Source organism: Nonomuraea sp. NPDC049750, from assembly GCF_040659625.1.
In the GTDB taxonomy this organism is placed as follows: domain Bacteria; phylum Actinomycetota; class Actinomycetes; order Streptosporangiales; family Streptosporangiaceae; genus Nonomuraea.
This window is the reverse complement of sequence record NZ_JBFANB010000005.1, coordinates 209,138-221,988: the sequence shown is the minus strand read 5'-3', so window position 1 is coordinate 221,988 and position 12,851 is coordinate 209,138. Positions and strand designations below refer to the sequence as shown.

The 12,851-nt window shown below is 69.8% G+C and carries 11 protein-coding genes; 1 reads left to right on the top strand and 10 read right to left on the bottom strand.

Annotated features, from left to right (window positions below; genetic code table 11):
- Positions 1–22 precede the first annotated feature (22 nt).
- Positions 23–937 carry a TIGR03564 family F420-dependent LLM class oxidoreductase gene (locus AB0J16_RS16005; protein ID WP_358539353.1) on the bottom strand — a complete coding sequence of 305 codons (915 nt, stop codon included), beginning with the start codon at positions 935–937 and terminating at the stop codon, positions 23–25.
- Between the two features lie 93 nt (positions 938–1,030).
- Between AB0J16_RS16005 and AB0J16_RS16000 the strand changes: the two genes are divergently transcribed.
- Complete coding sequence (locus AB0J16_RS16000) at positions 1,031–1,690, top strand: TetR/AcrR family transcriptional regulator (protein WP_358539351.1); 660 nt, start codon at positions 1,031–1,033, stop codon at positions 1,688–1,690.
- A gap of 18 nt (positions 1,691–1,708) precedes the next feature.
- On the opposite strand, the gene gatB is transcribed toward AB0J16_RS16000, so the two are convergent.
- From gatB to AB0J16_RS15955, 9 genes are all read right to left on the bottom strand, one after another.
- Positions 1,709–3,214, bottom strand: a complete 1,506-nt coding sequence (gene gatB, locus AB0J16_RS15995; protein ID WP_358539349.1) for an Asp-tRNA(Asn)/Glu-tRNA(Gln) amidotransferase subunit GatB — start codon at positions 3,212–3,214, stop codon at positions 1,709–1,711.
- A 50-nt stretch (positions 3,215–3,264) separates the two neighbouring features.
- The gene (locus AB0J16_RS15990) at positions 3,265–3,864 is read right to left on the bottom strand and encodes a DUF4276 family protein (RefSeq protein WP_358539347.1); all 600 of its coding nucleotides are present in this window, start codon (positions 3,862–3,864) and stop codon (positions 3,265–3,267) included.
- Positions 3,861–4,868 (bottom strand): ATP-binding protein, encoded by a 1,008-nt coding sequence (locus AB0J16_RS15985; protein WP_358539344.1) that lies wholly within the window; start codon positions 4,866–4,868, stop codon positions 3,861–3,863. Before AB0J16_RS15985 ends, AB0J16_RS15990 begins: the two co-directional genes overlap by 4 nt.
- Positions 4,869–4,960: 92 nt before the next feature.
- Positions 4,961–6,451 carry an Asp-tRNA(Asn)/Glu-tRNA(Gln) amidotransferase subunit GatA gene (gene gatA, locus AB0J16_RS15980; RefSeq protein ID WP_358539342.1) on the bottom strand — a complete coding sequence of 497 codons (1,491 nt, stop codon included), beginning with the start codon at positions 6,449–6,451 and terminating at the stop codon, positions 4,961–4,963.
- The gene (gene gatC / locus AB0J16_RS15975) at positions 6,448–6,747 is read right to left on the bottom strand and encodes an Asp-tRNA(Asn)/Glu-tRNA(Gln) amidotransferase subunit GatC (RefSeq protein WP_101787882.1); all 300 of its coding nucleotides are present in this window, start codon (positions 6,745–6,747) and stop codon (positions 6,448–6,450) included. The genes gatA and gatC overlap by 4 nt, the downstream gene beginning before the upstream one ends.
- Positions 6,748–6,885: 138 nt before the next feature.
- A complete protein-coding gene (locus tag AB0J16_RS15970; RefSeq protein WP_358539340.1) occupies positions 6,886–8,958 on the bottom strand; it encodes an EAL domain-containing protein in 2,073 nt (690 codons plus the stop codon).
- Between the two features lie 196 nt (positions 8,959–9,154).
- Positions 9,155–11,338, bottom strand: coding sequence for an NAD-dependent DNA ligase LigA (gene ligA / locus AB0J16_RS15965; protein WP_358539337.1), 2,184 nt, complete (start codon positions 11,336–11,338; stop codon positions 9,155–9,157).
- A gap of 75 nt (positions 11,339–11,413) precedes the next feature.
- A complete protein-coding gene (locus AB0J16_RS15960; RefSeq protein WP_358539335.1) occupies positions 11,414–11,833 on the bottom strand; it encodes a hypothetical protein in 420 nt (139 codons plus the stop codon).
- Positions 11,834–11,847: 14 nt separating this feature from the next.
- Positions 11,848–12,840, bottom strand: coding sequence for a methionine synthase (locus tag AB0J16_RS15955; RefSeq protein WP_358539332.1), 993 nt, complete (start codon positions 12,838–12,840; stop codon positions 11,848–11,850).
- Positions 12,841–12,851 lie beyond the last annotated feature (11 nt).

The window sequence follows — 12,851 nt, the reverse complement described above, 5'->3', positions numbered from 1 at the left end:
TGGCCCCGGCCGGGCGGTCGCCCTAGGCCCCCGTGGCGAGGGCGGCGACCGCCTGGATGGTGCGGTGCTGCTCCTCGGGGGTGCCGAACGGAGCGGCGAGGTACTCCGTGACACCCGCGTCCGCCAGCCTGCCGATCCCCTCGGCCACGGTCGCCTCGTCGCCCACGATGACCACGTCCTGCGGTCCGGCCACGCCCTCGCGGTCGAGCATGGCGCGATATTCCGGCACCTGACCCGCCAGCGCGAACTGCTCCGCGACGCGCCCGCGCACCCTGGTCTCGTCGTCCGTCACGCACACCACCAGCCCGGCGATCACCCGAGGTGCGGGGCGTCCGGCGGACTCGGCCGCCTTCGTGACAGACGGCACGATGTGCCCGGCCAGCGTGCGCGGGCCGGTCATCCACGTCACCACGCCATCGGCGAGCTCTCCCGCCAGGGACAGCATGGCCGGACCCATCGCCGCCAGCAGCACCTGAGGCGGCTGCGCGCCGGGCACGGCGGCCGTGCCCGAGGCGGTGAGCAGTTCGCCGTGGTGTGCCACGCTTTCGCCCCGCAGGAGCGGTCTCAGCACGGACAGGTATTCGCGCATCCGCCGTACGGGCTTGTCGGCGGGCAGGCCGTACATCGACTCGACCATCATCGCGATCCCCGCGCCGATCCCGAGCGTGAGGCGGTTGCCCGTGGCGGCCTGAACGCTGAGCGCCTGACCGGCCAGCACAAGCGGATGGCGTTGCGGCACCGGGACGACGGCCGTACCGAGCGGGATGCCCGGCACCCGCCCGCCCACGGCGGTCAGCGCGGTGAGCGCGTCCCAGCCGAGCGCCTGGCTTGCCCAGGCGGTGCTGTAACCGAGCTCGGCGGCGGTCCTGACCTGCTCGGTCAGGTCCTCCAGCGTCGCGGGACCGCGTACGTCGCCGACGGCGATTCCGATCTTCACGTGGTCAACTCCCTTTAGCGGAGAAGTTCTCCGGTTCGATATGCTTCGATACGATAGGGAGAACCTCTCCACTTAGCAACCAGGAGCCGTCTGATGATGCGGGCCGACGCGCTGCGCAACCGCGAGCGGATCGTACGAGTGGCCAGGGCCGTCTTCACCGAACACGGCCCCGAGGCCTCGCTCAACCAGGTGGCGCAACAGGCCGAGGTCGGGCCGGGCACCCTCTACCGGCACTTCCCGACGCTGCAGGACCTGCTGGTGGCAGTGATCAGAGACGACGTGGCGGCACTTTGCGCACGGGGACAAGCCCTGCTCTCCGAGGCGTCTGCGCTTCCCGAGACATCGACACCGTCCGGGGCCTCAGCGCAGTCCAGGGCCTCGGCGGACAGGGCGTTGAGGGCGTGGCTGCGGGCGGTGGCCGTACACGCGACGGCCATGCGCGGACTGGTGGCGACGCAGCTGGCCTCCTGGCCCGCCGACGGTGCGCTGGCGGCCTGCCACGAGGAGATCACCGCCACCGGCGCCGCGCTGCTCGACCACGCCCACCGCGCCGGCTCCGCACCCGAGGGGTTGGACATCACGGACCTCCTCCGGCTGGCCAACGCGATCGGCTGGGCCAGCGAGCAGTCCCCCGACGACGAAGACCTCATCGACCGCCTGCTCGCCCTGGTGACGACCACCTCAGCCCCCACCACAGGGAGGAGCCCCACGGCAGAGAGAAGCCCCGCCACCTCACTCGGTGACGGGGCCTGAGTCGATCAATCGATCGCCCTACTCGGAGACGCCCAGCTTCTCCAGGATCAGCTCGCGGGCCCGAGCGGCGTCGGCCTTGCCGCGGCTGGCCTTCATCACGCCGCCCACCAGCGCACCTGCCGCGGCGATCTTCCCGGAGCGGACCTTCTCGGCCGCGTCGGCGTTGCCCGCGATGACCTGGTCGACGATCGCCGACAGCTCACCCTCGTCGTTGACGATCTTCAGCCCGCGCCGCTCGACCACCTCGTCGGGCGTACCTTCTCCGGCCAGCACGCCTTCGAGCACCTCGCGCGCCAGCTTGTCGTTGAGCGACCCCGAGGCCACCAGCTCGGTGACGCGGGCGATCTGCGCGGGCGTGATGGGCAGGTCCGCCAGGGCCACAGCGGACTCGTTGGCGCGCCGCGCCAGCTCGCCCATCCACCACTTGCGGGCGTCGGCGGCCGGCGCGCCCGCCGCGACCGTGGCCTCGACCAGGTCGAACGCGTCAGCGTTGTGCATGGCCTGCATGTCGAGGTCGGAGACCCCCCACTCGGCCTGCAGCCGCTTGCGCCGGACCGACGGCAGCTCGGGCAGCGCGTCCTTGAGCGTGGCCACCCATGCCGGGTCGGGCGCGATCGGCACCAGGTCGGGCTCGGGGAAGTAGCGGTAGTCCTGCGCCTCCTCCTTGGACCTGCCGGGCGTGGTGACGCCGGTGTCCTCGTGGAAGTGCCTGGTCTCCTGGTGGATCCGGCCGCCCTCGGCGAGGATCGCCGCCTGCCGCTCGATCTCGCTCCGCACGGAACGCTCGACGCTGCGCAGCGAGTTGACGTTCTTGGTCTCGGTACGGGTGCCCCATTCGGACGAGCCGCGGGGCATGAGCGAGACGTTGACGTCGCAGCGCATCGAGCCCTCCTCCATGCGCACGTCGGAGACGCCCAGGGAGCGCATGATCTCGCGGAGCTCGGTCGCGTACGCCTTGGCCACCTCGGGCGCCAGGCTGTCCGTGCCCTCGATCGGCTTGGTGACGATCTCCACCAGCGGGATGCCGGCGCGGTTGTAGTCGACGATCGAGTAGTCGGCGCCCTGGATGCGGCCGGTCGCCCCGCCCACGTGGGTGGACTTGCCGGTGTCCTCCTCCAGGTGCACCCGCTCGATCTCGACACGCACGGTCTGCCCGTCGACCTCGACGTCGAGGTAGCCGTCGAAGCAGAGCGGCTCGTCGTACTGGGAGATCTGGTAGTTCTTCGGCATGTCCGGATAGAAGTAGTTCTTCCGGGCGAACCTGCACCACTCGGCGATCGAGCAGTTCAGCGCCAGGCCGATGCGGATCGTCGACTCGATCGCGACGGCGTTGGCCGTCGGCAGCGAACCGGGAAACGCCAGACAGGTCGGGCAGACCTGGGTGTTGGGCGGGGCACCGAAGGTCGTCTTGCACCCGCAGAACATCTTCGACGCGGTGCCGAGCTCGACGTGCGTCTCCAGCCCGAGCACCGGCTCGAACCGGGCGAGGGCTTCGTCGTACGGCATGTGCGTACCGACAGTCATGATGAAGTCCTTAGTTCAGATCGTCGCATTTCACGCTATCAATCAGGCGCTCAGAGGAATCCACGGCTCCCCAGCGCCTCAGTGGTCGCATCCACCCATTCGCGATAAGCCGGAAGCCTGGCCAGCACGGCCAGATCGACCTGATCACCGGCGAAGGCGAGGTACTCGTTCACCTCGCGGTAGGCGATGCCGGTCAACATGGCCTTCAGTACGGCCTTGGGGTCGGCCACTTTCTCGGCGTCTTTCGGTTTGCGGGGCGCCAGGCTCGTGTCGGCGCCTGGCACGCGGTCCCAGACCGCCGCGTCGGCGAGCAGCCAGGACTCTGTCTCCTTCACGGGCACGAGCGGGATGAGCGGCCGAGTGACCCCCTTGCCCGCGAGGTAGGTCGTCAGGCGGTCAGCCTTGCCCCGCTCACGGTGGTCACTGTGCAGGAAGATCAAATGGCAATCGTCCGCCAGTTCCTCGACAGCCTGTCCGATCCGGCTGTCGTCCTTTGTCATCCGGCAGGCCGCGTACTGGACACTCTGCACGTCCACGGGACGAGGAGAGAGATCCGTCAACGCACGCAACTGCCGTGAGATGACCGCGCCGAGGAAGTGCTCGTCCGTCTCTCCCTCCGCGACCAGCCCTGGTACGAGGGGACGACTCATGAGACCTGCCCCACTGTGCTCAGGTAGGAGCGGACCTGACGCGGGGAAACGAAGGTGCCCGGCTCGCCCTCCGCACGGACCGGCTTGGCCACGGTCACCCGGGATCGCGGGTGACCGCCTCCGGTACGCCAGGCCGAGTCGAGGAAGACGAGTGATTCCGGAGCCGTCCGATACAGGCTCGATACCGCCACGGGCGAGTGGCTCGTGAGGATCACCTGCCGCCAGGAGTCCCAGTCCCCGCTGACACCGACACGCTGCACGATCCTCTGCAACAGCTCCCCGAGCCTGCTCGGGTGGAGGCCGTTTTCGATCTCCTCCACCATCAGCAGACCTGACGAGGTCCTGTCATAGAGTGCCGCGAGCAGTGCGAGCACTCTGAGCGTGCCGTCTGACGCCAGCCTGCCCGGCGTCGGCTCGTGGTCCACGAGAATGTCAAAGGACCACTCTTCCTGCCGCTCGTCGAGCACAGGACGGACACCGGTCACATCGGGCACGAGCGCCGCCAGGTCGATCATCAGGTCGTCGAGCTCGCCGGTATCGGACATCCGGCCCAGCACTGCGGCCAGATTTCCCCCATTCTCCGCCAGCGGCCTGCGGTCGAGCGCCGTAACCGGCTTCCGGATGGCCGCTGGATCAGGCAGATGGAAGTGCCACGAGCTTGCTTCTCGCGGCCAGCTCTTGTCCAGAGTCCGCTCAGGCACAGCTGCCAGAGACCAGTCGGCAGAATCCCTGCTCGCCGTGACAGTGGCACAGGTCTTTTCTCGTCCGCCCGACGGCCGCATGTCCGCTTCCACGCCAATCGTGAACCTGGAGACGGAATCGGCCCCCACTGGCCGGTGAAACAGCTCCTGCGGCTTGCCCCGGCGCGCTTCCAGCAGCGGGTCGTTCGACGCGCTCAGTCCTGGCCCACGTGCCAAAAGTGCCGCGCGAGCGAAGCCCAACGCGTCCAGCAGGTTGGACTTACCACTCGAATTCGGACCGACCAGAGCCAGGAACGGCGGCACGGCGAGCTCGAAGTCCAGGAAGGACTTGAACCCGTCGATCTCAATGCGCGTGAGCACGCCGCCGTCCCCTCTCCCTACAAAATCAAAATTCCCTACAGAGCCGGCGCCTTGGACAGCAGGCTGCCGCCCCAGCGGCTTTCCAGGGCCTGCTCGACCGCGGCACCGACCCGGTAGCAGCGGTCGTCGCCCAGCACCGGGGCCATGATCTGCAGGCCGACCGGCAGCGCGTCCTCGTCAGCCAGGCCGCACGGGACCGAGATGGCCGCGTTGCCCGACAGGTTGGACGGGATGGTGCACAGGTCGGCGAGGTACATGGCCATCGGGTCGTCGGCGCGCTCGCCGATCGGGAACGCCGTCGTCGGCGTCGTCGGCGACACCAGCACGTCCACCTGGTGGTAGGCGGCCTCGAACTCGCGCGAGATGACCGTGCGGACCTTCTGCGCCTGGCCGTAGTAGGCGTCGTAGTAGCCGCTCGACAGCGCGTAGGTGCCGAGCATGATGCGCCGCTTGACCTCAGGCCCGAAGCCGGCGGCCCTGGTCAGCGCCATGACCTCCTCGGCGCTGCGGGTGCCGTCGTCGCCGACGCGCAGGCCGTAGCGCATGGCGTCGAAGCGCGCCAGGTTGGAGGAGCACTCCGACGGCGCGATCAGGTAGTAGGCGGGCAGCGCGGTCGAGAACGACGGGCAGGAGACCTCGACGACCTTGGCGCCGAGCGATTCGAGCAGCTCGACGGCCTCGTGGAAGCGGGCCAGCACGCCGGGCTGGTAGCCGTCGCCGCCGAACTCCTTGACCACGCCGATGCGCATGCCGGAGATGTCGGCCTGCCGGGCGGCCTCGACCACGGACGGCACGGGCGCGTCGATCGAGGTGGAGTCCATCGGGTCGTGCCCGGAGAACGCCTCGTGCAGCAGCGCCGCGTCGAGCACGTTGCGGGCGAACGGGCCCGGCGTGTCCAGCGAGCTGGCGAACGCGATCAGGCCGTAACGCGACGAACCGCCGTAGGTGGGCTTCATGCCCACGATGCCGGTCACGGACGCGGGCTGCCGGATCGAGCCGCCGGTGTCGGTGCCGGTGGACAGCGGCGCCTCGTACGCGGCGACGGCGGCGCTGGAACCACCGGACGACCCGCCGGGGATCCTGGACAGGTCCCACGGGTTGCGCGTGGGGCCGTAGGCGGAGTTCTCCGTGGAGGAGCCCATCGCGAACTCGTCGAGGTTCGTCTTGCCGAGGATGACCAGCCCGGCCGCGCGCAGGCGGCTCGTGACGGTCGCGTCGTACGGCGGGCGCCAGCCTTCGAGGATCTTGGACGCGGCCGTCGTCGGCATGTCGGAGGTGGCGAAGATGTCCTTGTGCGCGATCGGCACCCCGGCCAGCGGGCCGAGCCGCTCACCGGCGCCCAGCCGGGCGTCGACGGCCCTGGCCTGCTCGACGGTGGTCTCGCGATCGACGTGCAGGAACGCGTTGATCTTGGGCTCGACCTCGGCCATGCGGTCGAGATGCGCCTCGGCCACCTCGACGGCCGTGACCTCGCCACCGGCGATCAGCGCGCCCAGCTCGGCGGCGCTCTTGTGGATCAGGCTCATGCCTCCTCCCCAAGGATGCGCGGCACCCGGAAGCGGTCGTCCTCGACGGCCGGCGCGCCGGACAGCGCTTGCTCGGGCGTCAGGGACTGTCGCACCTCGTCGGCGCGGAAGACATTGGTCAGCGGAAGCGCGTGCGACGAAGGCGGAACGTCCTCGGCGGCGACCTCTGCCACCTTCGCGACCGACTCGATGATGGCATCGAGCTGCGTGGCGTAGTGGTCGAGTTCGTCGTCGGTGAGGGCCAGCCTGGACAACCGGGCCAGGTGTGCGACCTCGTCGCGGGTTATGGCGGACATGAGTCGTGTAACCCGTTTCGTGGATGGAGTTGGGACACTGTCATCCTAGGGGCCTTGACGGAGCGGGGCAGAACCATTAACTCTCGCCACAGGCGGCACCGCGTACCTGGCCATTCAGCGTCCTGGGGAAGCGCCGCGTCACGCGGTCTGGGTGACCCCGGAGCGGTAGCCGTACTCGATCTCCGGCTGGGTCTCGATGTGTTCGCGCAGCCAGACCGTGGCCTCGGCGGGCGGCATGGGCTTGTGGAACAGCCAGCCCTGACCCATGTCGCAGCCCATCTCGGTGAGCCGGATGGCCACATCGTCGGATTCGACGCCCTCGGCGACCGAGCTCAGGCCAAGCGAGCGGACCAGGTCGACGATGGAGCGCACGATCCGGTAGTCGTCGTCGGACTCGGCGATGCGCTGTACGAACGACGCGTCGATCTTGACCTCCGACACCGCCAGGCGCTGCAGCCTGATCAGCGAGGAGTAGCCGGTGCCGAAGTCGTCCAGGGACAGTGGCACGCCGAGCACGGCCAGCGCCTTGATCGTCTCGTGCGTGTAGGCCTGGTCGCCCATCAGGATGCGCTCGGTGACCTCCAGCTGGATCGCCGACGGCGGCAGCCGGAGCTTGGCCAGCCCCGCCTCCAACTGCTCGGGCAGGGCCGAGTCGAGCAGGTCGCGGGCGGAGATGTTGACCGAGACCTGCACCCGCAGGCCGCTGTGCCACCAGCGAGCGGCCTGCTCCAGGGCCGCCTCGATGACGTATTCGGTGAGCTGGCGCATGAGGTAGGACTGCTCGGCCAGCGGGATGAACTCCGACGGCGGGATCTGGCCGTGCACCGGGTGATGCCAGCGCAGCAGGGCTTCCATGCCGTGTACGGCGCCGGTGGCCATGCCGACCTTGGGTTGGTAGTGCAGCCTGAGCTCGCGGTTGTCCACGGCCCGCCGCAGGTCGCCGAGGAGGTTGAGCCGTTCGGGCGAGTTGCGGTCCTTGCCGGGCTGGTAGAGCTCGACGCCGGTGCGTCCCTCTTTGGCGAGGTACATGGCCACGTCGGCGCGCTGGAGCAGCAGCTCGAAGTCGGGCGCGTGGTCGGGGTAGAGCGCGATGCCGACCGAGCCGTCCAGGTCGAACGACATGCCCTCCAGGCGTACCGGCTCGGTGAGCGCCGCGCGCAGCCTGGCGGCCACCTCGCGGGCCGCGTGGGCGTCCCTGATGGAGGGCAGCAGTACGGCGAACTCGTCACCGCCCAGCCGGGCCACGACGTCGCCGGGGCGTACGGAATGGGTGAGGCGGTGGGCGACCATCTGCAGCAGGCGGTCACCGACCGGGTGGCCCATCGTGTCGTTGACCTCTTTGAACCGGTCGAGGTCGAGCAGGAACAGGCCGACCCGCTCGTGCTGGCGGGCCTCGGCGAGCGCCTCCTCGGTGCTCACGATCAGCATCTTGCGGTTGGGCAGGGCGGTCAGCTCGTCGTGCATGGCCTGATGATCGCGGCGCATCGACAGGGTGGCGGTGAAGTAGACCGCCGCCAGGGGCGCCACGAACAGCGGTACGAGGGTGGGTGAATGGGTCATCACGACGACGACCAGGGGCGCCAGGCCGAGCAGCGCGACGTAGACGAGGCTCTGCGGGCCGAGGCTGGCCTTCAGCACGCGGGTGATCGACCGGCGTTCGTGCAGCGCGACCGCGCCACTCACCAGCGCGGCCCTGACCGCGAAGTAGGCGATGCCGGCCAGCGAGATCGCCAGCAGGTCGGCACCTGTGGGCACCCACGGCGCGGCCGGGCTCGGCACGATGCCGAACAGGCCGAGCACCACGGCGGCGGAGGTCAGCGCGAGCGTCGACTGGGCGATGTTGAACATCACCCGATGCCACGCCTTGCGGGTGACGACGCCGTTCATCACCACGGCCACCGCCTGCATCAGCACCGCCACGGGCAGGCCGAAGTGCAGGAGCACGGCGAAGGTGAACATGGTGGAGGGGTACGTGCCGCCGACGGCGGTCGCCGAGGACACCATGACGGGCCTGAGCTCGCCCAGCACCACGAGCGCGGTCAGCACCCAGAACAAGGGCGTACGGGCGAGCTCCGCCAGGCCGGTCGGGTCGAGTCTGAGCATGGCCACGGCCAGCGCGGTGAAGCCGATCACGGTGATGCCAACGAGGAACGCCCACAGAGGCGTCCCGGCGCGTGGCCCTGTGTCGCGGGTGTCGGTTGGGTCAGCCATCAGTAACAGAACCCCCATTAGGTCACTATGGGAGGGTACGACCTTTACCCCACTTCGCGAAACCAACCGCGTACGTTCCGTCACTTATCCTTCGGACATATACCCTGAAATCACTCTTAGTATACTCGCCATCAACAGCGCGTATATGATCTACGGCTGGGAAGTGACAGCCACTACGGCTGGGGGGTAGCGGCCACTACGGCTGGGGAGTGACGGCCACCCGCGAAGCCGCCTCCGGCCCTTCGGCGAGAAGCACCCCGAAGCCCGCACCGTCGAGGATCGGCACGCCCAGGCTGACCGCCTTGTCGTACTTGGACCCGGCGTTGTCGCCCGCCACCAGGAACGAGGTCTTCTTCGACACCGAGCTCGCGACCTTGCCGCCCCGATCGCTGAGCGCCTCGGCGGCGGAGTCGCGGGTGAAGCCCGGCAGCGTGCCCGTCACCACGAAGGTCAGGCCCTCGAGAGTCTGCGGCCCTTTCTCGGGAGCGGGCTCGTCCTCCATGCGGACGCCCGCGGCCCGCCATCGGCTGATGATCTCGCGATGCCAGTCGACCTCGAACCAGGCGCGGATCGTGGCGGCCACCCGCGGCCCGATGCCCTTGACGGCCGCCAGCTCCTCCTCCGAGGCCGCCATGACGGCGTCGATCGAGCGCAGGGCGACGGCCAGGTCGCGGGCAGTGGGCGGCCCGACATGGCGGATCGACAGCGCGACCAGGACATTGGCCAGCGGCGCCTGCTTGGCCCGGGCCAGTTCCTCGATGAGCTTGTGGGCGTTCTGGCTGGGCTCGCCGTTGATGTTGGAGAAGAACGAGACGACCTTCTGCTCGCCCGTCTTCGGATCGATCTTGGGCAGGCCGCTGTCCTTGTCGCGAACCACGGACTTGATCGGGATCAGCTGTTCGAGCGTCAGGTCGAACAGGTCGGCCTCCGTGCGTACGACCGGTTCCTGCGGCGGCAGCGGCTGGCTGAGCGCGGTCGCCGCGACGTAGCCGAGCCCGTCGATGTCGAACGCGCTGCGCCTGGCCGCGAAGAACAACCGCTCGCGGATCTGCGCGGGGCAGCCACGGGCGTTGGGGCAGCGCAGGTCGGCGTCGCCCTCCTGCTCGTAGGCCAGCTCCGTGCCGCACTCGGGGCAGTGGGTCGGCATGACGAACGGGCGCTCGGACCCGTCACGCAGGTCGGTGACCGGGCTGAGGATCTCGGGGATGACGTCGCCCGCCTTGCGCAGCACGACGGTGTCGCCGATGAGCACGCCCTTGGCGGCCACCACCGCGGCGTTGTGCAGCGTGGCGCGCTCGACGGTGGAACCGGCGACGCTGATCGGCTCCATCACACCGAACGGCGTGACGCGGCCGGTGCGGCCGACGCCCACCTGGATGTCGAGCAGCTTGGTGTTGACCTCTTCTGGCGGGTATTTGAAGGCGATCGCCCAGCGCGGCGCCCGCGAGGTGGAGCCGAGCTCGCGCTGGGTGCGGAAGTCGTCGACCTTGACCACCACGCCGTCGATCTCGTAGGGCGGGTCGTGGCGATGCACGCGGTAGTGCTCGATGAAGGCGTCGACCTCGGCGGGGCCGCCGACCACCTGGTAGAGGTCACTGACCGGCAGACCGAACTCGCGCAGCCGCTCGTAGACCTCGGACTGCGCCTTGGGCTCGGCCGCGCCCTCCCAGACGCCGACACCGTGCACGATCATGCGCATCGGGCGCTGGGCGGTGATCCGCGGATCCTTCTGGCGCAGCGAGCCGGCCGAGGCGTTGCGCGGGTTGGCGAAGGGGGCGATCCCCTGCGCGACCAGCTGCTCATTGAGCCGCCCGAACTCCGCGACCGGCATGTAGACCTCGCCCCGGACCTCGATCAGGCTGGGGACGTCGGCTCCCTTGAGCCGGTGGGGCACGCCCTCGATGGTGCGGACGTTGGGCGTCACATCGTCGCCCGTCCTGCCATCGCCCCTGGTCGCGCCGCGCTCCAATCGCCCGTCACGGTAGACCAGCGCGATGGCCAACCCGTCGATCTTGAGCTCGCAGAGGTACGGGCCGGGCTCGCCCTCGGCCAGCCGCTCGGCCCGCGCCTGCCAGGCGGCCATCCCGGCCGGGTCGAAGGCGTTGTCGAGGCTCTCCATCGGCGCCAGGTGGTCGACCTTGGCGAAGTCGCCGGCCACCGGCGCGCCGACCTTCTGCGTCGGCGAGTCCGGCGTCTGAAGACCCGGATGCGCCGCCTCCAGCGCGAGCAGTTCGTTGAACCACTCGTCGAACTGAGCGTCGCTGACCGTGGGCCGGTCGAGCACGTAATAGCGATAGCGGGCTTCCTCCACCAGCTCGCTCACCTCGGCGTGCCGCTCACGCGCGGCCACGGGCACGCCATCGACGCTTGGCTCGCTCACCAGGGTCTCCTTCCGTTCAACACCCTAGGCAAACGCTATCGCCGAGCACCGACACACAACGCCAAGAGGCGGAGGTCAGCCGCCCTGGGACCAGACGCCGTCCCATCCCGAGCACTTGCCGGTGACCTTCACGGCGGTGCCGCGGCAGACCCGGCCCTCGATCGAGAGCATGTAACCGGTCGGGAAGGAGAACTGCAGCGGCTTGGTCCCCGAGCAATTGCGGAACGTCTTGGCGCCCCTGCCGCCGTCGTCCTTGACCCACCGGAACTTCAGCCACGAGCACCCGCTCCGCCCGGGGAAGTCGTAGAGCTTGCCGTTCACCACGAACCCCGGCCGGTCGAGGACGACCTTGCCCTTGGCCTTGCCCGCCTTGTCGGAGGAGTAGATGGAGCCCCAGTTCCAGATCTCCGGGTTGGCGGCGGCCGCGGCCGGAGCGGCGATCGACGCGGACGCGATCAGGAGCGTGACGCCGACCGCCACAGTGCGAAAAATCATGAAAGCGAGGTTACTCACCCGGCTTGCAGCCCGCTTGCCGGATCGTCGCGCAGCACCTGGGCGCCCTTGCGGCAGGCGGCCAGGGCGGCCCGCGCGTAGCGAGGGGAGGCCCCGGCGAGCCCGCAGGCCGGGGTCAGTACGACCTGCCCGGCCAGCTTGTCGGGCGGGAACCCGAGCCGCCGCCACAGATCCACCGCCGGCCTGGCGACGACGCCGGTGTCGGGCAACCGGGTGTCGGTCCCCGGCACCACCCCGAGGAACAGCAGCAGCCCCGCCTCCAGCGCCTCCCCCACGGCGTCGTCGTCCCTGCGGCTGAGCAGGGAGGCGTCCACCGAGACACCGCGGACGCCGGCCGTACGGAGGAGGCGGAGCGGCACCGACGGCGCGCAGCAGTGCACGATCGGATCGCCGAACAGGCGCAGCGACTCCGCCACCCGAAAGCCCTCCACAGCGGCCAGCCGCCCGAAGCCCGAGGCGGTCGGTACGGTGCCCGCGAGCACGCCGGGCAGGCCGGGCTCGTCGAGTTGCAGAACGATCTCGGTGACCCCGGGCAGCCGCCGCCGCACCTCCGCGACGTGCTCGGCGACGCCCTGGGCGAGCGAGGCGGTCAGGTCGCGTACGGCTCCGGCGTCGGAGAGCATCTTGTCGCCGTACTTGAGCTCGATGGCGCCCGCCAGCGTCCACGGCCCGCAGACCTGCAGCTTGAGCGGCCCCGCGTAGTCGTGCCCGACCTCCTCCAGGCCGTCGAGATCGCGTCTGAGGTGGTCGACCGCCCGCTGGTGATCGCGCCCGGGCCGGTCGGACAGCCGCCAGCCGCTTGGCTGCACCTCCACCGGCAGGTCCACGAGCAGCGCCGCCGTCCGCCCCACCAGGTCGGCGCCCACGCCACGGCCCGGCAACTCGGGCAGGTACGGCAGGCCGGGCAACTCACCGAACACCACTCGGAGGGCCTCGAAATGATCCTCACCCGGATGCGACCCAACCCCGGTGGCTTCGAACATCGACATGGGCCAAGCGT